At 61.9% G+C, this 26,982-nt stretch carries 28 protein-coding genes and 1 other RNA gene; 19 read left to right on the top strand and 10 right to left on the bottom strand.

The window, feature by feature from the left end; translation table 11 throughout:
* The first annotated feature begins 49 nt into the window (after positions 1–49).
* The 3 genes from queA to Q1B16_RS05570 all read left to right on the top strand — a co-directional run bounded on the left by queA (position 50) and on the right by Q1B16_RS05570 (position 3,240).
* Positions 50–1,099, top strand: a complete 1,050-nt coding sequence (gene queA / locus Q1B16_RS05560) for a tRNA preQ1(34) S-adenosylmethionine ribosyltransferase-isomerase QueA (RefSeq protein ID WP_299785325.1) — start codon at positions 50–52, stop codon at positions 1,097–1,099.
* Positions 1,100–1,227: 128 nt separating this feature from the next.
* A complete protein-coding gene (locus Q1B16_RS05565) occupies positions 1,228–2,517 on the top strand; it encodes an MFS transporter (protein ID WP_299785327.1) in 1,290 nt (429 codons plus the stop codon).
* Between the two features lie 144 nt (positions 2,518–2,661).
* Positions 2,662–3,240 (top strand): DUF924 family protein, encoded by a 579-nt coding sequence (locus Q1B16_RS05570; protein ID WP_299785329.1) that lies wholly within the window; start codon positions 2,662–2,664, stop codon positions 3,238–3,240.
* A 33-nt stretch (positions 3,241–3,273) separates the two neighbouring features.
* Here the strand turns inward: Q1B16_RS05570 and Q1B16_RS05575 are convergent, their stop codons facing one another.
* The 3 genes from Q1B16_RS05575 to Q1B16_RS05585 all read right to left on the bottom strand — a co-directional run bounded on the left by Q1B16_RS05575 (position 3,274) and on the right by Q1B16_RS05585 (position 6,902).
* On the bottom strand, positions 3,274–4,167 hold the full coding sequence (locus Q1B16_RS05575; RefSeq protein WP_299785331.1) for a fructose bisphosphate aldolase: 894 nt from the start codon (positions 4,165–4,167) through the stop codon (positions 3,274–3,276).
* Positions 4,168–4,254: 87 nt separating this feature from the next.
* Entirely contained in the window at positions 4,255–5,643 is a 1,389-nt protein-coding gene (locus tag Q1B16_RS05580; RefSeq protein WP_299785333.1) for a cytochrome P450, read from the bottom strand.
* Positions 5,640–6,902: a hypothetical protein gene (locus Q1B16_RS05585; protein ID WP_299785335.1), complete on the bottom strand. Its 1,263-nt coding sequence runs from the start codon at positions 6,900–6,902 to the stop codon at positions 5,640–5,642. Before Q1B16_RS05585 ends, Q1B16_RS05580 begins: the two co-directional genes overlap by 4 nt.
* A gap of 120 nt (positions 6,903–7,022) precedes the next feature.
* Between Q1B16_RS05585 and Q1B16_RS05590 the strand changes: the two genes are divergently transcribed.
* On the top strand, positions 7,023–7,397 hold the full coding sequence (locus tag Q1B16_RS05590) for a DUF4345 family protein (RefSeq protein ID WP_299785337.1): 375 nt from the start codon (positions 7,023–7,025) through the stop codon (positions 7,395–7,397).
* Here Q1B16_RS05590 and Q1B16_RS05595 read toward each other — a convergent pair.
* Positions 7,379–8,179: a DUF1194 domain-containing protein gene (locus Q1B16_RS05595; protein WP_299785339.1), complete on the bottom strand. Its 801-nt coding sequence runs from the start codon at positions 8,177–8,179 to the stop codon at positions 7,379–7,381. The two genes, Q1B16_RS05590 and Q1B16_RS05595, sit on opposite strands and share 19 nt — an antisense overlap.
* Positions 8,180–8,272: 93 nt before the next feature.
* Between Q1B16_RS05595 and ssrA the strand changes: the two genes are divergently transcribed.
* From ssrA to Q1B16_RS05625, 6 genes are all read left to right on the top strand, one after another.
* Positions 8,273–8,627, top strand: a transfer-messenger RNA (tmRNA) gene (ssrA, locus tag Q1B16_RS05600).
* A 138-nt stretch (positions 8,628–8,765) separates the two neighbouring features.
* Positions 8,766–9,413 (top strand): DUF1194 domain-containing protein, encoded by a 648-nt coding sequence (locus Q1B16_RS05605; protein WP_299785341.1) that lies wholly within the window; start codon positions 8,766–8,768, stop codon positions 9,411–9,413.
* A 95-nt stretch (positions 9,414–9,508) separates the two neighbouring features.
* The gene (locus Q1B16_RS05610; RefSeq protein WP_299785343.1) at positions 9,509–10,012 is read left to right on the top strand and encodes a ClpXP protease specificity-enhancing factor SspB; all 504 of its coding nucleotides are present in this window, start codon (positions 9,509–9,511) and stop codon (positions 10,010–10,012) included.
* A gap of 79 nt (positions 10,013–10,091) precedes the next feature.
* Positions 10,092–11,486, top strand: coding sequence for a class II fumarate hydratase (fumC, locus tag Q1B16_RS05615; protein WP_299785345.1), 1,395 nt, complete (start codon positions 10,092–10,094; stop codon positions 11,484–11,486).
* An 81-nt stretch (positions 11,487–11,567) separates the two neighbouring features.
* Entirely contained in the window at positions 11,568–11,741 is a 174-nt protein-coding gene (locus tag Q1B16_RS05620; RefSeq protein ID WP_299785347.1) for a DUF4169 family protein, read from the top strand.
* Positions 11,738–11,980 carry a ribbon-helix-helix domain-containing protein gene (locus Q1B16_RS05625; RefSeq protein ID WP_299785349.1) on the top strand — a complete coding sequence of 81 codons (243 nt, stop codon included), beginning with the start codon at positions 11,738–11,740 and terminating at the stop codon, positions 11,978–11,980. The genes Q1B16_RS05620 and Q1B16_RS05625 overlap by 4 nt, the downstream gene beginning before the upstream one ends.
* A gap of 107 nt (positions 11,981–12,087) precedes the next feature.
* Here the strand turns inward: Q1B16_RS05625 and Q1B16_RS05630 are convergent, their stop codons facing one another.
* From Q1B16_RS05630 to Q1B16_RS05645, 4 genes are all read right to left on the bottom strand, one after another.
* Entirely contained in the window at positions 12,088–13,305 is a 1,218-nt protein-coding gene (locus Q1B16_RS05630) for an aminopeptidase P family protein (RefSeq protein ID WP_299786007.1), read from the bottom strand.
* A 199-nt stretch (positions 13,306–13,504) separates the two neighbouring features.
* The gene (locus Q1B16_RS05635) at positions 13,505–13,954 is read right to left on the bottom strand and encodes an RDD family protein (protein WP_299785351.1); all 450 of its coding nucleotides are present in this window, start codon (positions 13,952–13,954) and stop codon (positions 13,505–13,507) included.
* A 74-nt stretch (positions 13,955–14,028) separates the two neighbouring features.
* Complete coding sequence (locus Q1B16_RS05640; protein ID WP_299785353.1) at positions 14,029–14,451, bottom strand: DUF2852 domain-containing protein; 423 nt, start codon at positions 14,449–14,451, stop codon at positions 14,029–14,031.
* 107 nt (positions 14,452–14,558) lie between these two features.
* Complete coding sequence (locus Q1B16_RS05645) at positions 14,559–15,020, bottom strand: YbaK/EbsC family protein (protein WP_299785355.1); 462 nt, start codon at positions 15,018–15,020, stop codon at positions 14,559–14,561.
* A gap of 452 nt (positions 15,021–15,472) precedes the next feature.
* Here Q1B16_RS05645 and Q1B16_RS05650 point away from each other — a divergent pair, with 452 nt between their 5' ends.
* Positions 15,473–18,262 (top strand): ribonuclease E/G, encoded by a 2,790-nt coding sequence (locus Q1B16_RS05650; protein ID WP_299785357.1) that lies wholly within the window; start codon positions 15,473–15,475, stop codon positions 18,260–18,262.
* A gap of 55 nt (positions 18,263–18,317) precedes the next feature.
* On the opposite strand, the gene Q1B16_RS05655 is transcribed toward Q1B16_RS05650, so the two are convergent.
* The gene (locus Q1B16_RS05655) at positions 18,318–18,539 is read right to left on the bottom strand and encodes a sulfurtransferase TusA family protein (RefSeq protein ID WP_299785359.1); all 222 of its coding nucleotides are present in this window, start codon (positions 18,537–18,539) and stop codon (positions 18,318–18,320) included.
* Between the two features lie 103 nt (positions 18,540–18,642).
* Here Q1B16_RS05655 and Q1B16_RS05660 point away from each other — a divergent pair, with 103 nt between their 5' ends.
* Positions 18,643–19,395, top strand: coding sequence for a cytochrome c biogenesis protein CcdA (locus Q1B16_RS05660; protein WP_299785362.1), 753 nt, complete (start codon positions 18,643–18,645; stop codon positions 19,393–19,395).
* 113 nt (positions 19,396–19,508) lie between these two features.
* On the opposite strand, the gene Q1B16_RS05665 is transcribed toward Q1B16_RS05660, so the two are convergent.
* Positions 19,509–20,234 (bottom strand): GntR family transcriptional regulator, encoded by a 726-nt coding sequence (locus Q1B16_RS05665; protein ID WP_299785365.1) that lies wholly within the window; start codon positions 20,232–20,234, stop codon positions 19,509–19,511.
* A 60-nt stretch (positions 20,235–20,294) separates the two neighbouring features.
* Between Q1B16_RS05665 and Q1B16_RS05670 the strand changes: the two genes are divergently transcribed.
* The 7 genes from Q1B16_RS05670 (at position 20,295) to Q1B16_RS05700 (ending at position 26,970) form a co-directional block, all read left to right on the top strand.
* Positions 20,295–21,083 (top strand): DUF2182 domain-containing protein, encoded by a 789-nt coding sequence (locus Q1B16_RS05670; RefSeq protein WP_299785367.1) that lies wholly within the window; start codon positions 20,295–20,297, stop codon positions 21,081–21,083.
* Between the two features lies 1 nt (position 21,084).
* Positions 21,085–21,789 carry a DUF1326 domain-containing protein gene (locus Q1B16_RS05675; protein ID WP_299785369.1) on the top strand — a complete coding sequence of 235 codons (705 nt, stop codon included), beginning with the start codon at positions 21,085–21,087 and terminating at the stop codon, positions 21,787–21,789.
* Positions 21,790–22,299, top strand: a complete 510-nt coding sequence (locus tag Q1B16_RS05680) for a DinB family protein (RefSeq protein WP_299785371.1) — start codon at positions 21,790–21,792, stop codon at positions 22,297–22,299.
* A 79-nt stretch (positions 22,300–22,378) separates the two neighbouring features.
* Positions 22,379–23,482, top strand: a complete 1,104-nt coding sequence (locus Q1B16_RS05685; RefSeq protein WP_299785373.1) for a dimethylsulfoniopropionate demethylase — start codon at positions 22,379–22,381, stop codon at positions 23,480–23,482.
* A gap of 79 nt (positions 23,483–23,561) precedes the next feature.
* Positions 23,562–24,554 (top strand): acryloyl-CoA reductase, encoded by a 993-nt coding sequence (acuI, locus tag Q1B16_RS05690; RefSeq protein ID WP_299785375.1) that lies wholly within the window; start codon positions 23,562–23,564, stop codon positions 24,552–24,554.
* A gap of 286 nt (positions 24,555–24,840) precedes the next feature.
* Entirely contained in the window at positions 24,841–25,254 is a 414-nt protein-coding gene (locus tag Q1B16_RS05695) for a universal stress protein (RefSeq protein ID WP_299785377.1), read from the top strand.
* Positions 25,255–25,326: 72 nt separating this feature from the next.
* A complete protein-coding gene (locus tag Q1B16_RS05700; RefSeq protein WP_299785379.1) occupies positions 25,327–26,970 on the top strand; it encodes a BCCT family transporter in 1,644 nt (547 codons plus the stop codon).
* Positions 26,971–26,982: the final 12 nt, after the last annotated feature.

Here is a 26,982-nt window from a genome sequence, read left to right on the forward strand (position 1 = left end):
CGGATTTCGGTAAAGGCGATGGCGACACGGCAGAAGCGGACCCGACCCGATGAAACTCAGCGATTTCGATTTCGATCTTCCCGATGAGCTGATCGCCACGCGACCGGCCTCTCCCCGATCGTCCGCACGCCTGTTGCACGCCGAGGCCGGGGGGATCGCGGATCGGATCGTGAAAGACTTGCCTGAAATCCTGCGCCCGACCGACCGGCTGGTGCTCAACGACACCAAGGTGATCCCAGCGCGGCTTTTCGGGGTGCGGCGGCGCACGGGGGCGGCAGGGCCGTCCGAAGCGAAGATCGAGGTCACGCTTTTGGAACCGCAGGCGAGCGGCACATGGTCCGCGCTGGTCAAGCCGCTCAAGAAGCTGCGCGAGGATGAAACGGTGGTGTTCTCGTCCGATCTGACGGCCGTTCTCGAAGGCCGGACCGAAGGGCAGGCGCTGTTGCGGTTCAACCTGACCGGGGCTGATTTCGACGCGGCGCTGGCCAAGGCGGGCGCGATGCCGCTGCCGCCCTATATCGCGGCCAAACGCGCCGCGGACGACAGGGACAAGGAAGACTACCAGACGATCTGGGCGCGCAACGCGGGCGCTGTTGCTGCGCCGACCGCATCACTGCATTTCGACGAGGCGCTGGTGGCTGCCCTTAAAGCGCGCGGCGTGGGCATGAGCTTCGTCACCCTGCATGTCGGCGCGGGCACGTTTCTGCCGGTCAAGGTCGAAGACGTGACCACCCACAAGATGCATGCCGAGTGGGGCCGTGTTTCGGAAACCGCCGCCGCCGAGATCGCCGCGACCAAGGCCGCGGGCGGACGGGTGATCCCCGTGGGTACCACCGCGCTGCGCCTGATCGAGAGCGCGGCACGCGGCGGGTCGATCCAGCCTTGGGAGGGCGACACGGACATCTTTATCTATCCGGGGTTCAACTTTCGGGTGACGGACGGGTTGATGACCAATTTTCACCTGCCGAAATCCACCCTGATGATGCTGGTCTCGGCGTTGATGGGGCCGGAGCGGATCAGGGAGATCTACGCCCACGCGATTGAAAACCGGTACCGGTTCTTTTCCTACGGCGACAGTTCGCTGCTGATCCCCGCCTGACGCAGCGCCGCAAGCCCGCGGACCGACAAAAAAAGTCGCCCATGTGATTGCGATTGCGATCCGGCTGCACTAGCCCCCGGGGGACCCGCGCAATCCGCGCCCAACACCTGCCGCACGAAGGACGTGATATGTTAAGTGTGATCCGGACATCCTGGCCGCTCCTGCTCGGTATGCTGCTACTGATGCTCGGCAACGGTTTGCAGGGCTCTTTGCTGGGTGTGCGCGGCTCGACCATCGGGTTTTCTTCGGTCGAGATGTCGCTCGTCATGTCGGCCTATTTCGCCGGCTTCCTTGTGGCCTCGCGTGTGACCCCCGATATGATCCGCCGGGTCGGACACGTGCGGGTCTTTGCCGCGCTGGGCTCGTTCATCTCGGCGGCGCTGCTGGTGTTTCCCACCGTTCAGGAACCCATCGTGTGGATCCTGTGCCGGGTGGTCATCGGCTTCTGTTTCTGCGGCGTCTACGTCACCGCCGAAAGCTGGCTGAACAACGCCACTTCCAACGAGACGCGGGGGCAGACCCTTTCAGCCTACATGATCGTTCAGATGATCGGCATCATCATCGCGCAGGGCCTTCTGGTCGTGCCGGACCCGTCGGGATACCTGCTTTTCGTGATCCCGTCGGTGCTGGTTTCCATCGCCTTCGCGCCGATCCTGCTGTCGATCTCGCCGACCCCGGCCTTCGAGAGCACCAAGCGGATGACGCTGAAGGAGCTTTACCACACCTCGCCCCTGGGCTGCGTTGGCATGTTCCTGTTGGGCAGCGTCTTTGCCGCGCAGTTCGGTATGGCGGCGGTCTATGCGACCGAGGCCGGTCTTTCGATCACGCAAATCCCGGTGTTTACCGCCTCTTTCTACGTGGGCGCATTGTTGTTCCAATATCCGTTGGGCTGGATTTCCGACCGTATGGATCGCCGGGTCCTGATCGCCGTGACGGCGGCGGTGGCGGGTCTGGCCTCGTTGACCGGGATGATCCTGGGTGGAAATTTCTACATCCTGATCGCGTCTGCGTTCCTGATCGGCGGATTGTCGAACCCGCTTTATTCCCTGCTCATCGCCTATACCAACGACTTCTTGCAGCACGAGGACATGGCGGCGGCCTCCGCGGGTCTGCTGTTCGTCAACGGCGTCGGCGCGATCGCGGGCCCGTTGATCATCGGCTATGCCATGCAGATTTTCGGACCTCCGGGCTATTTCATTCTGCTGTCGGTCGTACTGCTGCTTCTCACCGGCTACGCGGCCTACCGGATGACGCAACGCCCGGCACCGACATCGGACGAAACCATCGCGTATCAGGGCATGATGCCGACCGCGTCGCTGGTGACGGTCGAGCTGGCTTCGGAATGGGCGGTCGAAGCCGCCGAGGCGCAGGCCGAACAGGACGAACGCGACGAAAAGCAAAGCGATACAGCGGCCTGACCGACGGTTTCCGCGTGGGTTCACAGCCTCATGGAGACCTGCACGATATGTCGGCAGTGACATGAAAAGTGACTGTTTCCCGAATCGTTTCTTGGCTAATCATTTCAAGACACTGGAAGACCACGCGGAGGATCGGAGAGAGCCATGGTCACGCCTGATGACGTATTGAGTTTCTGGCTGGACGAGGTCGGGCCAAGTGGGTGGTACAAATCCGACAAGGGGTTGGATCAGGACATCCGCGACCGTTTCGAGGCCAGCTGGGACGGAGCGATGGAGGGACGGCACGCGCTCTGGCTGACCTATCCGAGCGGCACGCTGGCCTATATTGTGTTGATGGACCAGTTTCCCCGCAACATGTTCCGCGATACGGCCAAGGCGTTTTCATCCGACAGGTTTGCCCTGGCCGCGGCCAAGCAGGCAATCGGCAAGGCGTGGGACATGAAAATTGACGAACCGGCGCGGCAGTTTTTCTACCTTCCGCTGATGCATTCCGAAAACCTCTGCGATCAGGACCGATGCGTGCGCCTTATGCTCGAGCGGATGCCGAAACATGGCGCGAGCAACCTTCTCCACGCCCGCGCGCATCGCGAAGTGATCCGCAAATTCGGCCGTTTTCCCTATCGCAACGCCGCATTGGGCCGTCGGTCGACCGAGACCGAGCTGTCATACGTGAACGGCGGCGGCTATGGGTCCACCGTGGAAGAGCTCAAGAAAGCGGGTTGAGCGGACGCACCCTTATCGGCGCGTCCAGCGGGTTCAGGATGTCGTCGATGCTTTGAAAATCTTGTCGATATTGCTGCCAAGAGCCGCGTTGAACGCGTCATCGGATTGCTGCTTTGACAGACCTTCCGCCAGCGCCCGTGAGAAGCTCGCGATCATCTTGGGGTTCCGGGCCAGCCGTTCGCAGGCTTCATCCGTGCTGTAGCCGCCGGACAAGGCCACCACGCGCAGCACGTTCGGATGCTCGGCGAGATCGGTGTAAAGACCGTCCTCGGTCGGGATGGTCAGTTTGAGCATAACTTTCGTATCGCTGTCCAACGCGTTGAGATGAGACAGGATTTCCTCGTGCAGGATATCCTCGGCCTCGCGCTTGGTCGGGCTGTGGATGTCCACTTCCGGCTCGAGGATCGGCACGAGACCCGCCGCGCAGACGGTTTTGCCAACCTCGAATTGCTGGGCCACCACGGCCTTGATCCCCTGCGCATCGGCTTCGTGGATGACGGACCGTTCCTTGGTGCCGAACACACCCATGGACTTGGCTTCTGCCAGCAGGGCTCCGAGTCCCGGCATCGGCTTCATGATCTGGGCGCCGTTGGCCTTGTCCTCCAATCCTTTGTCGATCTTGAGGAATGGCACGACGCCGCGCTTTTCCCAAAGATAGGTCGGAACGGGAATGCCCTCGACCGTGTCGCGCATGGTACGTTCGAACAGGATCGCGCCAAGAACCTTGTCAGACGTGAAATCCGGAGCGGTCATGATGCGGCAGCGCATCTCGTGGATGAGCGCGAACATCTCTTCGTCGGTGCTGTAGGCGTCTTCTTCGATGCTGTAGAGACGCAGCGCCTTCGGGGTCGACCCGCCGCTCTGGTCCAGCGCGGCGATGAAGCCTTTGCCCGTCTTGATGCGGTCTGCCATTGCGGTATCGGTCATGTGAAGTCCCCAGGCTGAATTGGTGTTGTTGTCGATGTCCTAGAACAGAGCGCGCGAAAAAGATAGAGGCATGCCAAGAGGTTAGCGCTAACCGTCGGTTGATATGTCGCTGTCTGTGTCTGCGGGGTGTCGCGGCTGGGCGCGCAGCCATATGCCGTCACGTGCGCGCACGGTCAGATGGGCAACCGGATCGGGCCGCTTGCCCGCGATCTCCGTCAGTTGAATGTCGCGCAGAAACAGAGACAGGAGCAGCGGCCCCTCGGCCATCGCAAAGCCCGCGCCGGGGCAAACACGCGGCCCCGCACTGAACGGCAAATACGCATCGCGTGCCGATTGTCGGGCCTCGTCGGTCTGCCAGCGGCTGGGATCGAAAAGATCCGGATTGCTCCAAAGCCGTGTGTGCCGGTGCAGATGCCACGGGCTGAGCACCAGTTGCGCGGCTTTAGGGATTGCCCGTTTGCGGAAGGTCTCGGACTTGGTGGATTGGCGCACCATCATCGGCACCGGCGGATAGAGCCGCAGCGTTTCCCGGAACACATCGCGGCTGCTGGTCAGACGCTTGACGTCATTCGGGGCGGACAGCCCCTGTGCCTCGTCAGCCACGCGGTCCTGCCAGTCAGGCGCGGCCGCGCAAAGATGAAGCGCCCAGGCCAATGCGCTGGCGCTGGTCTCGTGTCCCGCGAGAAAGAAGATCGCGACCTGATCGACCATTTCGGCGGTGGTGAAACGGTCTCCGGTCAGCGGATCGGGTGTTGTCATGATCCGCGTGGCCAGATCATCCGGCGCGGTGCCCGTTTGGATGGCGCGCATGCGCTCGGAGACCAGCCGTGTGATCAGCGTGCGAATCCGCGCGGCGGCACGCTTGGTGTCCCGGCTATGAAAGCGCGGCATCCAGCGGGGCAGGGGAACGAAGGCGGCAAGGTTCAGGATCGGCTGGCTGCGCTGGTAGGCGCGGAATTCGTGGAATACCTCGCGCGCGATCTCGTCCTCGATGGGGATGGAGAATAGCGTGCGGAAGATCGCGTCGGCGGCGGCGTGACTCGCGATTTCTTCGATCTCGATCTCTAACCCGTCGCCGATCCGGTCGCGCACACGCGCCACCATCGCCTGACCGGCCGCCCACATGGCAGGCAGCGACTGCCCCAAGCGCCCCCGTTCGAACGCCGGGTCGATGATGCGCCGCTGCCGTTCCCAGGTCGCGCCGTTGGTCAGGAAAACCGATTGCCCCAGAAGCGGGCGCAGACCTTCACCGATGCGTGTGGACTTGGGAAAATCCTCCGGACGCTCGCGTAGGATCGTTCGGACTAGCGCGGGATCGTTGGCGAGGTAGGATTGGAAGAACGGCGTCCGGAACTCGGCCATCCAGGCGGAATACAGACGCTCCGGCTGTGCCGACAGGATATCGCGGCGGAACAGGCGCATGTACCGCCACAGCGACACGCGGTCGGGGCGCGATTTCGGTTTGGGTGGGATCACGGTTTCACGGAAGTGTATTTAGAAACCCCAACGTCGATCCGGCTTTTGGACGGCGGGCGGTTCGCATAGCGCTGGCCCAGCGTCAGAGGCCCTGCGGTGATCTGGAAGTAATCATAGTCGAGCGGCCGGTCGAAGGCGCAGAGATACTGGAAATGCAGCCGGAAAAACTTGCGCCGCAGCTTTTCCCAGTTTTCCTCGGAAAGCGTACGCGAAAACTGTGCCGAAAAGACCAAGGGCCATTGCTTGTCACGGGTGGCGACACCGGACACGCCGACGGGATCACACAAGGCATAGGAACATCCGTCACCCGGAGCGGTGACATCGATCCAGACGAGGTCGTCCTGTTCGGACAGGAATTGCAAATCCGCGCGCAGCTGCCATGCGTCGGGCAGGAACGACACCATCGGGATCACGTGGCCAAGGCTGAGAAACGACAGTGCCGGGCGCGCGGGCCGATCGGGGGTGTCGCGCATGATGTCGGCAAGGATCGACACAACGAGATGCGCGCCCGAAGAATGGCCGACCACCAGAACCTCGTCGTAATCCTGCAACAGAGCCGTCGCGATGGTGCCGCGGAATGCGTCCATTCGCTCTTGCAAGGCCGGCGGGGTGGCGCCGTTGTGACTGGCTGAAAAGGCGTAGTCGTGCATCAGGTAGTAGGCATAGATGCGGCGGTCCTGCGATTTGAACCAGCGCAGGACCAGAACGATGATGACGAAGAACGGCGTCCAATAGAGCAAGGATGTGCCCCACCGGGTTATGGCGCCCTCACCGACAAGCCACAGGACCGCCGCGTGAAACACTGTGCTGAGCGCCCATCCGACGAGGTGCGCAACAAGGAGGGCCGCAAGCAGTTGCAGGATCAGCATACCGATCGGATAGAGTGCGGCGATCAACGGCCCCTTCGGCAACACCGCCAGCCGCCGCAACGTGCCCGAGGCGATATAGGTCCAGCTGGTGCGGATCAGTTGCAGGTATGTGGCGGGAATGCTGTTCGACATGCTGTCGCGTACGATATCCGACCAGAGCAGCACCTCGAGATCGGCGGTCACACGGGTGTCGTCCATCAGTCCTGACGCGCGCCAACCATAGGGGCCGTCGCTGTCGGCGGCCTCCACATGCAGCCCGTAGCCGGAAATCTCGGCCTGCTTCGCGCCTTCCGAGCGGTACAGCTCGCGATACCGGCGGGCCGGGAAAGGGTCGTATCCCGGAATGTAGAACACCTTGCGGCGGCGGACGTGGGTGGGCGCGGCTGACATGACGGGCTGCTCTGGCTTTTTCCGAACTGTAACAGTGTTCCGGAAATGCGCCAATTTTTTGATGATTGCCGGGAACCGGGGCCTAAGTGGTCGGTTAAGCCCCAGACCAAGAGGACCACCATGATCGATATTCTGAACATTACCGCCGCTTTGCTGACCATCGCCCTTGGCGCGTTCGGGATGCTGGCGCCCCGCTACACGGCAGGGGTTCTCGACCTGCGCACTGGCGATACGACGATGGGCCTCTCGGAATTGCGGGCGTCAGCGGGTGGTATGTTCGTCATCGTTGGCGGCGCGTGCCTCTGGCTCGGGGAACCCTGGGCCTACGCGATGATGGGGTTTGTTTATCTTGGTGCCGGGCTTGGCCGCGCGCTTTCGTTGATTATCGACAAACCGCCCTTTCCCAAGACGCATTTGTACTTCCTGTTCGAAGCTGTGTTCGCTGCGTGGTTGCTGATCGTCAACCTGCCGGGCGCTCAGGGGCTGTCCCAGTAGCGCCGCCGATCCTGCCAGATTTTCTCACCGATCCGGCAATCCGTCGGGTCGCGGTTCACGGCCTGCACCGGAACCACGGTCGCCTCGGTCGGACGTGACACCATTTCCAGCACAAGCTTGCGCTGCACCGCCTCGGCGAAATCGTCCCAGTCGAACACGGGAATGACGAAGGACCCGGGTCCGCCGATGACGCAGTTTTCGTAATAGACATCCAGGTTTTCCAGATGCCACGCGCTGTCCATACCTTCGCGTGTTAGGAGGGGAAGCCCGTTGATGACGATCCCCTTCGACAGAACCGTATCCCGGGCGCGCTCCACATGCCGTCCTTGGTTGTTCGGCCCGTCGCCCGAGATGTCGATGACCCGACGCAGCCCGGCATAAATGTTGGTGTCGATCAACTCGGCCCCGAAGATCAGCGCTTCCGAAATCGACGTGCGCCGCAATGCGGGATCAAAGCGCGAGGTCAGGATGTCTGCAAAGGCATCCAGATCGGCGCGGGTTTGGAGGACACGCCAGTCGATCACCACTTCCTGTGTTCCGGCCCATTCGACATATGTCACCGCCACGCTCTGTAACAAACCCGATTGCAGTGCCGCGAACACCGCGTCCGAGCGCAACGCTTCCGCATAACCCCGCCGCTGGATCTCGAGCTCCCGTTCGGTCATGGACCGGGACACGTCGACCATCAGCACAAGTTCCAGATCGACCTCGATCTCCTGCGCATCGGCAGGTTTCCCGAGTGTCAGGCAAAAGAGTGCCAAAAGGGCAAAGAGCGCTTTCATGGCGTGAGAATGCCCAAGCCTGCATCACAAATCCATTCACAAGTTTGACGGTCTGCAAGTTCGCGCAGACCCGAGAGAATGCAGTCGATCTAAAGGGTTGAAATCCGGCCCGCGAAGCACGATACTCAAGATGTTCTCGCAAGAGGACTATGGACATAAACGCGCGTGTAATAAGCGGATCGGACCCGGGGGCGGTACCCGGCGGCTCCACCAAAATCCCGTCGTTTGGGGGAACATGGGGCCGAAACAGGATCGACGAACGTCTAAAAGCGTTAGCTTTGTCCCGGTGAGATACCACCGTTATCGGTTCACATAGTATAGTTGCAAACGACAACCATGCTCCGGTGGCAATGGCCGCGTAAGCGGTCGGAGTTACCGAAACTCTAAGCCCTGAGGCCTAGCAGCGTCAGGCGGGGTTCGCAGGCACCTGGCAACAGAAGCCTGCATTTTCCCTCTCACATCATCGGGTCTGTGTCTTGGTAATGCCATGCCCGTGTCATCGCGCGCCGCGCTTTCGGACGTGCGGCCCCTGCGACACGATCCGTTTCACTTGACCTGCGCGCGGCAAGCCCCATCAATAGATTCAATGCTGTGGCGCGCCTTGATCATATGTCTGTGTCTGACCGGCCCCGCGCAGGCGTGCAGGACGGCCCTGATCCTCGCGATGGACGTGTCCCAATCGGTCGATCCCGGAGAGTATCGTTTGCAGATCGACGGTTTGGCCGCTGCCTTGCGCGATCCCGAGATCGCGGAGATTCTCGTTCGCGATCAGGTGGCGCTCAGCGTGATCCAATGGTCGGGCATCGACTCGCAGATCGTGAGCCTCGACTGGACGCAGATGCTGAGCACCAGCCATGTGCAACTGTTCGCCTCGGCGGTACAACGCTTGCCAAGGGCGTTCGTCATGTCGAACACCGCCCCGGCCGAGGCCATGGCCAAGGCACTCGGACATTTCGAGGCCGGCCCCGATTGCGCGCGCCGGGTGATCGACATGTCGGGGGACGGCACCCCCAATGCGGGCGGGCATGTTGGCCAGATGCGCCGCCAGGCCGAACGCGCGGGTGTCACGGTGAATGGTCTTGCCATCGAAGGGCTGGGCCGCGCCATCACCAACTTCTACCAGCGCAACATCATCACCAAGGACGGCTTCGTCGAAACCGCCCGTGGTCACAGGGAATATGCCCGTGCGATCCGGCGCAAAATCCTTCGGGAAATCAGCAATGTCTTTGGTTGAGGGATTTCCGCGTGCGCGGCGACTTTCCCGCAGACGCGCCCTTTCGTTTTCGATTTAATGCAATATGATCGGGGCAGACTCGGGGGATGACGGCCATGACGACTGGCATCAATTATGGAAGACTGATGCATCAGGCGATGCGCGGACTGATCCGGACCGTGCTCGAAGACGTGCAAAAGGACGGTCTTCCCGGCGATCATCACTTCTTCATCACGTTCGACACCGGTCATCCGGATGTCGAAATCGCGGATTGGTTGTCGGACCGCTATCCCGGCGAAATGACCGTGGTGATGCAGCACTGGTTCGACAATCTCGAAGTGGCCGAGGATGGATTCGCGGTGACGCTGAACTTTGGCGATGCCCCGGAACGACTTTATATTCCGTTTGACGCCGTTCTGACCTTCGTTGATCCCTCCGTCGAATTCGGCCTGCGGTTTGAAAGCACCGATGGCGAGGACAGCGAAGAGGGGGCACTTGTCCCCGCGCCGCGCCCGGTGGCCGAGCCGAAAGAGAAAGAGAAGGCGAAGCCGGCCAAACCAGCCGCTGCCTCCGATCGCAAGGACGCCGAAGTGGTCAGCCTCGATACCTTCCGCAAATAGGCCCTGCGCCAGTTTGACAATTGCCTCGCGCGTGGCTTGCCGCTAAACGGCATACAACCGTATACCGCAGGAGGCTTTGATGGCTCAGACCCGCACCGAATCCGACAGTTTTGGCCCGCTCGAGGTGCCGTCCGACAAATACTGGGGCGCGCAGACGCAGCGCTCGATCATGAATTTCCCGATCGGCTGGGAAAAGCAGCCCGTGGCCATCGTCCGCGCGCTGGGCGTGATCAAGAAAGCCTGCGCGCAGGCGAACAAGGCGTCCGGCGATCTTGACGGGCGTCTGGCCGACGCGATCATTGAAGCGGCGGGAGAGGTGATCGACGGCAAGTTCGACGACAACTTCCCGCTGGTCGTCTGGCAGACCGGGTCCGGCACGCAGTCCAACATGAACGCCAACGAGGTGATCGCGAACCGGGCCATCGAGATCCTGGGCGGCGTGATCGGATCGAAAGACCCCGTTCACCCGAACGATCACTGCAACATGGGACAGTCGTCGAATGACACCTTCCCGACCGCCATGCATATCGCCGCCGCGATGATGGTGCGCGATACGCTGCTGCCGGCGCTGGACAAGCTGGCTGCGGGACTTGAGCAAAAATCCGAAGAATTCGCCGACATTATCAAGATTGGCCGAACCCACACCCAGGATGCGACGCCTTTGACATTGGGGCAGGAGTTCTCGGGTTATGCGCACCAGATCCGCATGGGGATCGCGCGGGTGAATGCCTGCCTGCCGGGCATCTACGAATTGGCGCAAGGCGGCACCGCTGTCGGCACCGGGCTGAACACAAAGAAAGGCTGGGGCGAAACCGTCGCGGCCAACATGGCCGAGATCACTGGCCTCCCGTTCGTCACCGCCCCCAACAAGTTCGAAGCACTGGCCGCGCATGACGCGATGGTCTTCATGTCGGGCGCTTTGGCGACGGTGGCGGGGTCTTGCTACAAGATTGCCAACGACATCCGCTTCCTCGGCTCCGGCCCGCGCTCGGGTCTGGGCGAATTGATCCTGCCGGAGAACGAGCCGGGGTCGTCGATCATGCCGGGCAAGGTGAACCCGACGCAGGCCGAGGCGCTGACGCAGGTGGCCGCCCATGTCATGGGCAACGATGCGGCGATTAAGTTTGCAGGCAGCCAGGGGCATTTCGAGTTGAACGTCTACAACCCGATGATGGCTTACAACCTGCTGCAATCCATGCAGCTTTTGGGCGATGCGGCGGACAGCTTTACCGAGCGGATGCTCTTGGGGATCGAGGCCAACGCGCCGCGCATCGACAAGCTGATGAAGGAATCTCTGATGCTCGTCACGGCGCTGGCGCCGACCATCGGGTATGACAACGCGACGAAAGTGGCCAAGACGGCCCACAAGAATGGCACGACGCTCAAGGAAGAGGCGATTGCCCTGGGTTTTGTCGATGCCGAAACCTTTGATCGCGTGGTGCGGCCCGAGGATATGATCGGCCCGAAGGGATAAGCGGGGGCGCGATTTCGAAATCGCGTCGCAAGGCCCTTCGAAGGGCCTTGCGCGTCGCGCGGGGCGGCGTATCTTTCACTCATGAGCAATGTCAGCAACCTCAACCAGTTTCGCAAAGCGAAGACGCGCGATGACAAGCGCGCCGAGGCGGACGCTAATGCGGTGAAGTTCGGGCGCACGAAGGCTCAGCGCGATCTTGAAAAGGCGCGCGCAGCCAAGGCGCGGCGCGATCTGGACGGCAAATCCACGACATGAGCGGCCGACCGGTCAAACGGTCGCTGACGCTTCGGGGGCACCGCACCAGCGTGTCGCTGGAAGACGCGTTTTGGCGGGCGTTCCGCGAGATCGCGGCGGAAAAGGATATGCCGATCAACGCCTTGGCAGCAGAGATCGATGAGGCGCGTGAGATGGATGTCGGGCTCGCCTCGGCCATCCGGGTCTACGTGTTGGGGTGGTACCGGGACCAAGCGTCATCACCCGGCGGGGCCGGGTGATCTGCTGACACTTCCGAGGCTGCCGCCGCGAAAGCGGTGGCAACGCGTCCGCCCGCCCCATGGCGGGCGCGTTCCGCGCCCACCCTGGCGAACGCCAGCGCCCATTATCACCCGATCACATTGTGCTCCGGCCCATAGAGAAAGCCTGTGATATTGTCCGCGCCGTTCTCGGTCACGACAAGAATGTCATGCTCGCGGTAGCCACCCGCTCCGGGCGTGCCTTCGGGGATCCACAGCATCGGCTCAATCGACACCACCATGCCGGGCTCCAGCACCGTGTCGATATCCTCGCGCAGTTCCAGCCCGGCTTCGCGGCCATAGTAGTGGCTGAGGATGCCGAAGGAATGACCATAGCCGAAAGAGCGGTATTCGAGCAGACCCGCATTCGCAAAGAGGCGGTTGATTTCATCACAGACCTGAGCGCAGGAGATGCCGGGACGGATTAGGCTGAGCCCTAGCTCGTGCGCGGCCACGTTGGCCTGCCAGATCCGCAAGGACTCGGCGTCCGGTTCGCCCAGAAACAGCGTGCGCTCCAGCGCGGTGTAATAGGCCGAGATCATCGGGAATGTGTTGAGGCTGAGGATATCGCCATGCTCCACCGCGCGCGTCGTGACCGGATTGTGCGCGCCGTCGGTGTTCAGACCGGACTGGAACCACACCCAGCTGTCGCGAATCTCGCTGTCGGGGAAGCTGCGGGCGATCTCCAACTCCATCGCGTCGCGACCGGCCATGGCGATGTCGATCTCGCGGGCACCGGGTTTGATGGCGTCGCGGATGGCATGGCCGCCGATGTCGGCGATGCGCGCCCCTTCGCAGATCAGGGCAATCTCGGCGGGCGATTTCACCATGCGCGACCGCATCGTGTCGGGCGCGATGTCGATCAATTCGGGCGCATTCAGGAAGCTGTCCAGCGCCGCGCGGGCGGCGAGCGTCAGGTGATCGCCCTCGATACCGACGCGGCGGCCTGCACCGACAAGCGACGCAACGGCGCGCCAGTAATTGTTGCGCTCCCAATCGGTGTAGATGACGTTGTCGCAATGCGCCCGCCGCCACGGCTGACCGCCATCGATATTGGCGCTGACGGTGGTGCAGATGTCCTGCGTGACCACCAGTCCGTAGGGGCGCCCGAAGCTGCAATAAAGAAAGCCGGAATAATAGGCGATGGTCTGCATCGACGTGAGCAGGACTGCGTCCAGTTCATGTCGCGCCATGATGATGCGAAGATCGGCGATGCGGGCGTCGTATTCGGCCTGTGCAAAGGGCAGGGGGGCCTTGTCGCCGTTGTGGCAGGTAAAGGTCTGTGGGCGGTTCGGGGTATCGAACATATCAAAGTCTCCGTACATCTGCCGGGACTCATGCAAAACGCCCGGCATCACATCCGGGCGTTCAGGACGATACGCTTTCTTTGGAAAGCTGCGATGTGGGTCTTGCTCCGACGACGCCATCGTCGGCACATCCATGCGTTCGATGGCAAACCCCGCTGAGTCTGTCAACGGCGGAGGTGCGTGAGATCACGCACCCTACCTACATCCGGCGATTGATGGCCACGGTTCCCAGCACCATATCCGTCAGGCCCTGACCACGTTCGGTGAGGAACATCATCGCGATCGAGATCAGTTGCAGCGGAAACACCGACATCGACACCGTATAGCCCAGCGTGTGCATGAAGGCCTGGCTGAAGTCGAAATGTTCGCCTCGGCTGTCGCGGAACTCGATGGACATGAGGCGCATGCCCCATGTGGCCGACCGGTTGGTGATGGTGGTCACGCGGTAGATGAAGCCGACCACAAAGAACAAGAGCGGCAGGAACCAGAGAGCGATGAACAGGGTCAGCACGACGATCGGCACCACGAGCACTAGGATCAGAGCCGCGTCGATCACCCAGGCCAGACCGCGCTTGATTGTCACGCTGTCATAGAACTCCGGCTGGACCATCGGGTCGGGCAGGTTGGGGTAGGTGTCAGTGGCGTACATTATCGGGAACCAGTGCTTTCGTGAACAGGGCGGATGTGGCCCCGATATGGGGCCACCGGCGGTGTTTTCAAAGATCAGGCGTCTTCGCTTTCGCGGCTTTCCTTGGCCATCTTGGCGCGTTCGTCCATGAACTGATCGAACTCGGCCTTGTCCTTGGCGTCACGCAGACGCTTCAGGAAGGCTTCGAAATTCTCCTGCTCTTCTTCGAGACGACGCAGCGTTTCGGTCTTGTAGGCGTCGAAGGCGCTGTTGCCGGACGAGCGCATCGTCGTAAACTTGGGCGACATGCGGCGGCTGCCGCTACAGGATGAATTGAACATGCGTTTGCTCCAGATCATATAGGCAAGAAGGGCAAGACCGATGGGCCAGAAAAAGATGAAGCCAAGGACCATTGCGGCGATCCAGGCACCTTTGCCTTTGCGGTCCAGCCACGCTTCGGTTTTCGAGAACCAGCCCTGACGGGCGGGAAGAGAGGCGGGGGCGGCGATCGTGCTCATTTTCAACTCCGTTGTTGCGTAATGTGAATGTCTTTCACATTGAATAGATCGGAGCTTGCCCGTGTCTTTGCAAGAGATAATGTGAATGTTTTTTACATTTACTTATTTTATATCGTGAAATCAGATATTTGTGCGTTCGAAATATTTGGAAGAAGGGCTGGATCCAGCGGAAAAACGTGTCGTGGTGTCCCCGCGGCAGCCCAAACGACGTCAAATTCCAGCAATCGCGGGTCCAACCAGGCGCGGGTCAGATGTCCTATCGGAGCGACCCCGCCGATGGCAAAGCCCGTCTGCACCCGGATCAATGTGGCGTCCGCCTTTCCAAGCGGTTCACCGGCACAGGCCGAGGCTTTCTCCGCATCCACCCGATTGCCACCCGCCGTCAGAAACAGAACCGCGTCTTCGCTGGTTTCGGCGCGAAAGATGATGGATTTGGCAATCTGATCGAGATGGCACCCAACGCTGTCAGCGGCTTCCTGCGCGGTGCGGGCCTGTCCCACTTCGCGGATGTCGATCGGCAGACCGGCCGCCTCCAGGGCGGCACGAACACGTTTGAGGCTCTTGCTCATATTGGCGTACTTTCACGTCGTTTGGACCCGTGAAAGGTGATAAGACATAGGTCATGTGCAGAAAAGGTGCGATTGCCCATTGTGCAATCGACCGCTCTCCCCTTATTGTGGACAACAGCCCAATCCGTTTCACGGTATGCGGGCGCAAGAGTTTCGCTGTTCTGAGCATCGGCAGAGTGTCCTGAGTTTCAGAGCAGGCTGATATGGCCCCAAAAAGGCCTTCTACAAATACCTGAGGTTTTAATCGAACATCAGGTTCGCAACGGATGCCGTCACTCTGGTGACAAGCATCGGAGAAGAAACGCGATGCAACGCGCGCAGGACATGAGGCTAGAGCTACGGGGCGTTTCGTCCCGGCCAGCCACTGCGCACGCACTCGCCATGACAAGACACACCCGATCCCGCCCCATGTTCGCAAGACAGGGGCCGCGACGCGTGTGCGAACGGAATTTATGCCCAAGAAAATGCTTATCGACGCCACCCACGCGGAGGAAACCCGCGTCGTGGTGGTGGACGGACACAAGGTCGAGGAATTCGACTTCGAATCCGAAAACAAGCGCCAGCTCGCTGGCAACATCTATCTCGCAAAAGTAACCCGGGTCGAACCGTCGCTTCAGGCGGCCTTTGTCGATTACGGCGGCAATCGCCACGGGTTCCTCGCGTTTTCGGAAATCCATCCCGACTATTACCAGATTCCCGTCGCGGATCGCGAAGCGCTCATGGAAGAAGAGCGCGCCTTCGCGGAATCGCAGGCCCGGCGTGAAGACGAAGACGAAAAGCCCAAGTCCCGCCGGGGACGCGGTCGCAGCCGGTCGCGCGCGGCCAAGTCCGACAGCGACGATGCCGTCGCAACCAAGGATGTCTCGGACGAAATCTCGGGGATGGAGACCATCGACCTGAGCGAGGATGGCGACGACGACGAAGGCCTGTCGCCGATGGAAACCGTCGCGGAAACGCCGGTCGAAGAGCCCGACGATATCGCGTCCACTGACGCCGACGCCTCAGGCCGGAACGGTAGTGACGACGATGACGACGAGGACGCCAAGGCGGAACCGGCGGATCGGGACGAGAACATCGAATCCGTGGCCGACGACGACACGCAGGACGACATTCGCCCCAAGCGCAAGCCACGCCCGAAACGCTACAAGATCCAGGAAGTCATCAAGGTACGCCAGATCCTTCTGGTGCAGGTCGTCAAGGAAGAGCGCGGCAACAAGGGCGCAGCTCTGACCACCTACCTCTCATTGGCCGGTCGGTATTGCGTGCTCATGCCCAACACGGCACGCGGTGGCGGCATCAGCCGCAAGATCACCAACGCGCCCGATCGCAAGAAGCTGAAAGAAATCGCGAACGAGATCGACGTGCCGCAGGGCGCGGGCCTCATCATCCGCACGGCAGGCGCCAAGCGCACCAAGACCGAGATCAAACGCGACTACGAATACCTCCAGCGTCTGTGGGAGCAAATTCGCGAGCTGACGCTGAAATCCATCGCACCGGCGAAGATCTACGAAGAGGGCGACCTGATCAAACGGTCGATCCGCGATCTCTATAACCGCGACATCGACGAGGTTCTGGTCGAGGGCGAACGCGGCTACCGCATCGCCAAGGACTTCATGAAGATGATCATGCCGTCTCACGCCAAGAACGTGAAGCATTACGTCGACCAGATGCCGCTTTTCGCGCGCCATCAGGTCGAGTCGTATCTCTCGGGCATGTTCAATCCAACGGTCCAGCTCAAGTCAGGCGGCTACATCGTGATCGGCGTGACCGAAGCACTTGTGGCCATCGACGTGAACTCTGGTCGGGCCACCAAGGAAGGCTCGATCGAAGAAACCGCTTTGAAGACCAACCTTGAAGCCGCCGAAGAAGTGGCCCGCCAGTTACGTCTGCGTGACTTGGCTGGTCTGATCGTGATCGACTTCATCGACATGGACGAGCGCAAGAACAACGCCGCCGTCGAAAAGCGCATCAAGGACAAGCTCAAGAACGATCGCGCCCGCATCCAGGTTGGGCGGATTTCCGGTTTCGGCCTGATGGAGATGAGCCGCCAGCGCCTGCGCCCCGGCATGATCGAGGCGACGACCCAGCCTTGCCCGGCCTGTCACGGAACGGGCCTCATTCGGTCCGACGACAACATGGCGTTGCAAGTTTTGCGCCAGATCGAGGAAGAGGGCGTGCGCCGCCGCTCGCGCGAGGTGCTGGTCACCTGCCCGGTGTCCATCGCCAACTTCCTGATGAACCAGAAACGCGAACACGTGGCCCAGATCGAAGCCCGCTACGGCCTGTCCGTACGGATCGAAGGCGACGTGCATCTGGTCAGCCCGGATTTCACGATGGAGAAGTTCAAGACGGCGACCCGGGTCGTGCCCGAAGCCGCGCCCGTGGTGTCTGTGGACACCTCGATCATGGATCAGGTCGACGAAGACGCCGCCGATGACGAAGAGGATCAAACCGACTCCGTGTCCGAGACATCGGAAGACGATGATGGCAAGCCGAAAAAGCGCCGTCGCCGGTCACGTCGGGGTGGTCGCGGACGCAACCGCAATCGGGATCGTCAGGACGATGACGAGACCAACGGCGAAAACGACGAGGACAACGGATCGTCCGACGACACGCGTGTCGAGGAACCGGTAGCCGCCAAAGCCGGGACCGACGCGGACGCACAGACAGACGCGGACGCGCCGACCGATGAGGCCGCAGAGAAACCCAAGCGGACGACCCGCAGCCGGACACGCAAGACCTCTGATGGTGTCGCAGCCGAAGCGGCTGCCGCAGATGCGGAAACCTCCGAAAAGCCGGCACCGAAGAAAAGAACGCCGTCCAAAAAATCGGCCAAGAAGGCCGCAGAGGACGGTTCGGCGGATGCCGCGACGTCCGACGATGCGCAAGCGGCGGACGACGCACCCAAGAAGAAGACGGTCACGCGGTCTCGCAAAAAGGCGGATACGGGCGATAAAGCGAATGACGGTGCGAAAGACACTCCGAAGACGACCAAGCCCAAGACGTCCTCGACACGCTCGCGTGCCAAGAAGTCGGAGCCAGCGGAAGAGCCCGCAGTTGCGGCCGCGGCGCCGGTGATCCCGACCGAAGAGATCGCTCCGGTCCCAGAAGTCGCCGCGTCTCAGCCCGAAGCTCCGGCAAGCACGAAGCCCGAACCGGAACCGGTAGGCGCGGGGGCGGATCCGTCGGCAGACGAGTCGCCGAAGAAAAAGCGCAAGGGATGGTGGTCTCTGGGCCGCTGACCCGAACGAATGATCTTCTGAACGCCCCCGTGTCCCGCACGGGGGCGTTTTTCGTTCAGGCTTTCCGGATCACCCAGAGCATCGCGTCGCCCGAGGCGTCACTGCTGACCAGCGTGTGACCCGCCTCGTTGCAGAAGTGCGGCACGTCCACGATGGCTGCGGGGTCATCGGTGAGCACCCGCAATTGGTCACCCGAGGTCAGCCCCATGAGCCGCTTGCGCGCCTTGAGAACGGGCAGGGGGCACAGCAGCCCGGTGGCGTCGAGTTCTTCTGTCATGAGCGGGATTTAGGCGGTTGCAGCGGGGCTGTCCACTCAAACGGCACGATCATGTGACCCCGCGTCGCGTGACAGCGCCGAAGGCTTGGCATATGTCGGGGGCATGTTGGAAGTCCAGATCATAGACGCCGCGCTTTTTCCGGCGATGAGCATTGCCCTGCTGGCCGGGGCCTTGTCATTCCTGAGTCCCTGCGTACTGCCCATCGTGCCGCCCTACCTCGCCTATATGTCCGGGGTCAGCGTGGCCGATATCGAAGCGGGGGGCGAGGGCCGTAAACGCGGCGTCATGGCGGCATTGTTCTTTGTGCTGGGCCTATCGACGATCTTCATCTTGCTGGGATTTACGGCATCGGCGTTCGGCGCGTTTTTCCTCGAATACCAGACACAACTGGCGCAGGCATCGGGGGTCGTCGTGATCCTGTTCGGTCTGCATTTCCTGGGCGTGTTCCGCATCCCGTTTCTGGATCAGGAAGCGCGGTTGGAGGCAGGACAGCAGGGCGGATCGGCGTTCGGTGCATATGTGCTCGGTTTGGCCTTCGCCTTCGGCTGGACGCCGTGCATCGGCCCACAGCTTGGCGCGATCCTGTCGATGGCGGCAAGCGAGGCGTCGGTGACGCGCGGCACGCTGCTTCTGGCGGTCTATGCGGCTGGGCTCGGCATCCCTTTCCTGCTGGCAGCCATGTTCCTGACGCGCGCCATGGGAGTGATGAACCGCATCAAGAAACACATGCGAAAAATCGAACTGGCCATGGGCGCGTTGCTGGTCGTGGTCGGACTGGCGCTCGTCACCGGCGCATTCACCTCCTTTGCCTTCTGGCTCCTGGAAACCTTCCCGGGACTGGCTCTCCTGGGCTAAGGCGCGTCATTCCTTCGAAGGAATGACCGAAACCCGTCAACGGGTTTCCGATCCTTTAGCGGCGGCCGTAGCGCCATGTCCTTCGAAGGATATGGCGAAACTCTTTGAAGAGTTTAGCGCCCCGCCCGAGCCTTCAGAACCGATTGCCCAAGCGTGATCGTGTAGGCTTCAAGCGTTGCCAAGGCCCGTTCCACGCTGGCCACATCACGGCGGTCCAGCCCGGCGACGATGGCGCGGTGCAGGTCGACGATCTCGGCGCGGCTGCGGGCGGTGAAGGTGATCATGTTCATCAGCGGCTGCATCGCCTCGACGCTGCCCGCGAGGTGATAGCTGAGCACCTCGTTGCCCGCGCAATCCACCAAAGCCCGATGAAACGCCACGTCAGACGCACAGAACGCTTCGTCGGTCAGGGAGGGATCAGACTGCCTGTCGATCTCCTCCCGCATCTTGCCCAGAAGAGCGGCCGTCCGCCGTTCCGCCGCCAGCGCGGTGCAACTGCGCTCCAGCGCGTAGCGCGCCTCGCAGGCGACCTGGAAGCTGATCGCGTTCATGCCCAGCAGCAGGGTCGAGGTCGTCGCCTGCTGCGCACGCGCCTCGTCATAGGACAGGTGGTTGACGAAGGCCCCGCCGAACGCCCCGCGTTCGGTACGGATCAGCGACTGCGCCGCAAGCCGCTTCAGCGCCTCGCGTACCGTGGCGCGAGACACGCCGTGCTGATCCGCCAGTTCCGCCTCGGACGGCAGGCGGTCGCCGACCAGAAGCCGCCCCTCGACGATGTCTGAGCGGATCGCATCGGCGATGGTGGCCGAAAGGTTGGGGGTGGCGGTCTGATTTTTCATTTGTCAGACATTTAATTGTCTGACATTCATGACGTCAAGCTGAGTCTACGAGGGCAAGAGATGCAGGGGACAGTTCGCACGATCGGGTGGCTGACGTTTTTCGCCGCTATTCTGGCGTCCTGGGTGTTTCTCTACATGATGGCCGTCGGGATGGACCTTGATCTGCTGGGCCGCCCCGGCCCGATGGGCGAGACCATGCGCAACATGGACCCGCGCATGGACATGGTGATGCCCATGGCAGAATTCGGGCCACTTTTTGCCATGTGGGCGATCATGATGGCCGCGATGATGCTGCCGACGATGGTGCCGACCTTGCGTGCCTACGAAGACCTGATGATTAGCGCCAATGGCACCCGCACCGGCTGGTGGGGTGTGCTGTTGGGCTACTTCGTGGTCTGGGTCGCCTTTGCCGCGCTGATCGCGGGCGTACAGCTTGCACTGCTGTTCGGCGGTGTGATCGACATGCTGGGCATCGGGCGCAGCACGGCGTTTCAAGGTGGCTTGCTGATCGCGGTCGGCGCGTTCCAGTTCACCCGCGCCAAAGAGGTGTGCCACGGCGTGTGCCACAGCCCCATGAGCTATTTCCTGACGCGCTGGCGCACGGGCTTCGATGGCGGGTTGCGGATGGGGCTTGGCCTTGGCGCGTTCTGTGTCGGCTGCTGTTGGGGGTTCATGGCGCTGGGATTTGTCGGCGGCGTGATGAACCTCGCCTGGATGGGACTGGCGACGCTGTTCATGGTGATCGAAAAACTGCCCCAGATCGGGCATTATACAACGAAACCGATGGGGGTTTTGCTGATCGTGGCGGGTGCTGCGGTGATCGGCTGGCCCCTGATGATGGGAGGGTAAGATGGCTGTCAAGAAACGCCCCGACGCGGACCGGTTGCCGGTCAGCCAGAGGATCGATCAGCGGATGGACAACCCCAAGCGGCGGCGCATGACGCCGACGGAATGGGCGATCAAGGGCGAGTTGTTTCTCAACTGCTCCTGCACCGTGTTCTGCCCCTGCGTGGTCAGCCTCGGCGCGCATCCCCCGACCGAAGGGCATTGCTATGCCTGGATGGCCATTGCCATCGACGAAGGGCATTACGAGGGCGAGAGCCTGTCTGGCCTGAACGTGGGTCTGATGGTGGAAATCCCCGGTCGCATGGCCGAAGGCGGCTGGAAAGTCGCGGCCTATGTGGACGAACGGGCCAGCGGCAAGGCCTATAACGGTCTGTTGCAGATTTTCTCGGGTGCTGCGGGCGGAACGACGGGCCTCTTCACCATGCTGGTTAGCGACATCGTGGGCGCCGAGCGCGAGAAGGTCGAGATCGTCCGCGACGGCAAGAAGCGCGGGCTTTACATCGGGCGCAAGATTCAGGGCGAGATCGAGATGATTGACGGCGCAAGCCCGGATCATCCGGTGATGATCACCAATTCCAAATACTGGATGGGGCCAGATATCATCGCCGCGAAAGGTCTGAAGTCGAAGGTGCGCGATTACGGTCGCATCTGGGATTTCGGCGGCAAATCGGCCGAGATCTGCCCGATCGACTGGCACGGGCCGAAATAGATGCACGTCTTCCCGGAATACTGCGTGACCATGGCCCGCTACAACGCGTGGCAGAACAAGCAGCTTCGGGCGGCCTTCGACACCCTGTCCGAGGCGGAGTTGCGCAAGGACCGCGGCGCGTTTTTCGGATCGTTGATGAACACCGCGAACCATCTTTTGTGGGGCGACCGGATGTGGATGGCGCGACTGGGTTTGGGTGATGCCCCGGAAGGCGATCATCTGACGCTCACACCGACCCCGGCGGCCTGGGCAGGGGAGCGTTACAAGACCGATGCGCGGCTCTTGCACTGGGCGGAACGCCTCAACGCGGTCGATCTGAAGGGGATGGTCAAGTGGCGGTCGGTGATGGTCGACCGGGACTTCTCGCACCCGTTCGATCTGTGCGTGATGCACCTGTTCAATCACCAGACCCACCATCGGGGGCAACTCCACGCGATGTTGACCGCCGCCGGGGCCGAGGCTCCGGTGACGGATATTCTGTTCATGCCCGAGGACGGGCCCTGGTTGTGATTTTCGGGATACCGGTCGGCGCTCGCGCGATGCGCATCGCCCCGCCCGCCGTCCCATTCGTTGTGCATGAGGTCTGCGCATGGCATTGATTTCTCCGTCCCGGCGGGTGCGTCGGACCCCCTTTTCCGACGGCAACGAGGCTGCCGGGGTCAAGGCATACACGGTCTATAACCACATGCTCTTGCCGACCGTGTTCCGGTCGGTGGAAGAGGATTATCGCCACCTGAAAGAGGCGGTGCAGGTCTGGGATGTCGCCTGCGAACGGCAGGTCGAACTGCGCGGGCCGGATGCCGGGCGTCTGATGCAGATGTTGACCCCGCGCGATCTGCGGTCGATGTTGCCGGGGCAGTGCTACTACGTGCCCATCGTCGATGAGACCGGCGGCATGCTCAACGATCCGGTGGCGGTCAAGCTGGCCGAGGATCGGTGGTGGATATCCATAGCCGACAGCGATCTTTTGTACTGGGTCAAAGGCCTGGCCTATGGGTTCCGGCTGGACGTCTTGGTGGATGAGCCCGACGTGTCGCCCTTGGCGGTACAGGGGCCGAAAGCCGACGATCTGATGGCGCGCGTTTTCGGCGACACGGTCCGAGACATTCGGTTCTTCCGGTACAAGATGCTGGATTTCCAGGGCCGGTCGCTGGCCGTGGCGCGGTCCGGCTATTCCCGGCAGGGTGGGTTCGAGATCTATGTCGAGGGCAGCGATCTTGGAATGCCGCTCTGGAACGCGCTGATGGATGCGGGCCGCGATCTGGACGTACACGCCGGCTGTCCCAACCTGATCGAACGCATCGAGGGCGGATTGCTGAGCTACGGCAACGACATGACGGACGATAACACGCCGCATGAATGTGGATTGGGCAAGTTCTGCAACACGCAGACCGCCATCGGCTGTGTCGGGCGCGATGCGCTGCTGCGGGTGGCGCAGGAAGGGCCGATCCGCCAGATCCGGGCGATCGAGATCCATGGCGACCGCGTCCCGCTTTGCGACAGGCCGTGGCCGCTGATGGCCGGGGATACGCAGGTAGGGCAGGTGACCAGTGCCGCCTGGAGCCCGGATTTCAACACCAATGTCGCCATCGGCATGGTGCGGATGACGCATTGGGTCGAGGGCACCGATCTGGACGTGTTGCTGCCCACCGAGGTGCGGGCGGCGCAGGTTTGGGAAACCTTCTGGGTCTGAGCGGTTGGGGATGCAAGGCGTGAGGGGCCAGCCCCTCACACTCCCCGGAGTTTTTTGGCAAGATGAAAAGGAGCAAGGCATGTTCAAGGCATTGATCGTTCGCAAGGACGAGGACAGCGGCAAGACGTCAGCGGCGGTGGAAGAGATCGGGCTTGAAGATCTGCCCCAGGCCGAGGTCACGGTTGCGGTCGAATATTCGACCGTGAACTACAAGGACGGGCTTTGCATCGGGCCGGGCGGAGGGCTCGTGCGAAAATACCCGCATGTGCCGGGGATCGATTTTGCCGGCACGGTCGAGGCGTCGGATGATGACCGCTACAAGCCGGGCGACAAGGTGGTTCTGACCGGATGGCGCGTGGGCGAGGCGCATTGGGGCGGCTATAGCCAGAAAGCGCGCGTCAAGGCGGATTGGCTCGTGCCGCTGCCCGATGGGTTGGACACGCGTCAGGCCATGGCGGTGGGCACTGCCGGGTTCACGGCGATGCTGGCGGTGATGGCGCTCGAGGATCATGGCGTCAAGCCGGGGCCGGTTCTTGTGACCGGTGCCGCAGGCGGCGTCGGGTCGGTGGCGACCGCGATCCTGGCCAATCTCGGGCACAAGGTGGCGGCAGTCACCGGGCGGCCGGAACAGTCTGACTACCTCAAGTCGCTTGGGGCGACGCAGATCGTGGCACGCGAAGAGATCAACGAGACGGTCAAGCGACCGCTCGAATCCGAAACATGGGGCGGCTGTGTCGATGCCGTGGGCGGCGCGATGCTGGCCCGCGTTCTGGGCCAGATGGAGTACGGGGCGTCGGTGGCGGCGGTCGGACTGGCCGGTGGCGCGAACCTGCCAGCGACGGTCGTTCCGTTCCTGCTGCGCGGAGTGAACCTTTTGGGCATCGACAGCGTCATGCAGCCCTACGACAATCGCGTTCGCGCCTGGCAGCGGATCGCGAAGGACCTGCCCATGGACAAGCTCGAGGCGATGGTGACACCGGCAACGCTCGCTGACCTGCCAAAGCTTGGGGCCGACATCCTGCAAGGGCAGGTGAAAGGACGCGTGGTCGTCGACGTGGCGGCGGGGGCGTGATGTCGGCTTGGCCCGGAAGGGTCGAATGCGACATGGCCTCTGACTGAGGGCGGGTCAACTCCCACATTCCTTTGGGGGTTTAGCGCGCCTGGCAGTCGCAAACGCGACATAAGCCGCCGCTTCGGTTTGCATCGGGGCGGCGGTTTCGTTTAGGCTTACCCAGCACTGCGGGGTTCCGCATGCCAATATGTTCGTCCGAGCCAGCGGGACGCGCGACTGTCTCGCATCGGTCGGCACGAAAAGACCAGCGCAACGATGCGATGGCACAACTGCAGGAGGGACGAAGGTGTTCGACAAAATCATGGTGCCTGTCGATCTGGCGCATGCAGACAAACTTGACCGAGCCCTGCGCTGTGCAGCCGATCTGGCAACGCAGTACAAGGCCAAGGTGACCTATGTCGGAGTGTCTGCGGCAACGCCGGGATCGGTGGCGCACACGCCCGAGGAATTTGCGAAGAAACTCTCGGCCTTTGCAAAATCCCAGGCGGAAACCCACGGCATCGAGGCGGACTCGCTTGCGCTGACCAGCCATGATCCGACCGTCGATCTGGATCCGACGCTGTTGAAGGCGATCGAGGGTACCGGCGCCGACCTTGTCGTCATGGCAAGTCACATTCCCAATGTCGCCGACTACATCTGGGCATCGAACGGCAGCACCATCGCACGACGCGCGAAAGCGTCGGTGATGCTCGTCAGGTAACGTCCGAGGGAACCAAGACATGGGTTCCGCAGTCATTTTTGGGACATAACAATAACAAGGAGGGGCCAATTCATGGCCGATACGTCAGCAAATCAGGGGATCCCCGAACCCGAGGGCACATCCCAGATTATCGAGACCGAGTACGAGATCGGTCAGGATAATATCGAAACGCAGATCGGGCCCTTCGGTCTTGATATTCACAACCCGGTCTTTCTGGTCTCCGGCATCTGCATCATCGCATTCGTCTTCTACACGCTGGCACTGCCGGAACAGTCCGGTGCGGTTTTCAGCTGGCTGTTCAGCGCGGTCACGCAGGGCTTTGACTGGTTCTTCCTGAGTGCCGCCAATATTTTCGTGCTGTTCTGCCTTCTTCTGATCGTTTTGCCGGTCGGATCGGTCCGGCTCGGCGGGGCCGAGGCGACGCCGGATTACACCTATATCGGTTGGTTCGCGATGCTGTTCGCCGCCGGGATGGGCATTGGCCTCATGTTCTACGGCGTGTCAGAGCCGATGAGCCATTTCGCCTCGTCCATCGGCGGAACGGCCGCCGAGGACGGTGCGCGCACGGACTGGGCACCTCTGGGAGCCGCCGGTGGCGATGAGCAGGCGGCGATCCGTCTGGCCTTTGCGGCGACCATCTTCCACTGGGGGCTGCACCCTTGGGCGATCTACGCTGTCGTGGCTTTGGCGCTGGCGCTTTTTTCCTACAACAAGGGCCTGCCGCTGACGATCCGGTCCGCGTTCTACCCGATCCTCGGGGATCGTGTCTGGGGTTGGCCGGGGCACGTGATCGACACTCTGGCCGTGTTCGCGACGCTGTTCGGCCTTGCGACATCGCTCGGTTTCGGCGCGACACAGGCGAATGCGGGCCTGAACGAGCTTTTCGGTGTGCCGATCGGTTCGACCACCGAAGTCATCCTGATCACTGCGATCACCGCGGTGGCGTTGATCTCGGTTGTGCGCGGTCTTGATGGCGGTGTGAAAGTTCTGTCCGAAATCAACATGGGGCTGGCCGCGCTTTTGCTGCTCTTCGTGTTGTTTGCCGGTCCGACCCTCGCGATCCTCACGGGCTTTGTCGATTACCTCGCAGCCTATCTGACCTACCTGCCGGCACTGTCGAACCCGGTCGGGCGCGAAGACACGAACTTCATGCAGGGCTGGACCTCGTTCTACTGGGCCTGGTGGATCAGCTGGTCGCCCTTCGTGGGCATGTTCATCGCCCGCGTCAGCCGGGGCCGTACCGTGCGTGAATTCATCATCTGCGTGCTGTTGATCCCGTCGATGGTCTGCGTGCTCTGGATGTCGGTCTTTGGTGGCGTGGCGATCCAGCAGGTTGTGCAGGACGGCTACACGGCAGCGCAGGAGGCCCCGCTCGAGCTTAAGCTTTTCAAGATGCTCGACGCCCTTCCTCTGGCCAGCATCACCAGCTTCATCGGCATCGTGTTGGTCATCGTGTTCTTCGTGACCTCGTCCGACTCGGGCAGCCTCGTGATCGACACGATCACCGCAGGCGGCAAGGTCGACGCACCGGTGCCGCAGCGCGTGTTCTGGTGCATCTTCGAGGGCGCGGTTGCAATCGTCCTGCTGCTTTCGGCAGGTGGTTTGCAATCGCTGCAATCCATGGTGATCTCGACGGGCCTGCCGTTCACGGTGGTGTTGCTCATCATGTGTTGGGCAATCTGGAAAGGGCTTCAGGCCGAACGCCGCGCGCTCTGATCCCGATGCGTT

It is taken from the genome of uncultured Marivita sp., assembly GCF_947488135.1.
Taxonomy (GTDB): Bacteria; Pseudomonadota; Alphaproteobacteria; order Rhodobacterales; family Rhodobacteraceae; genus Marivita.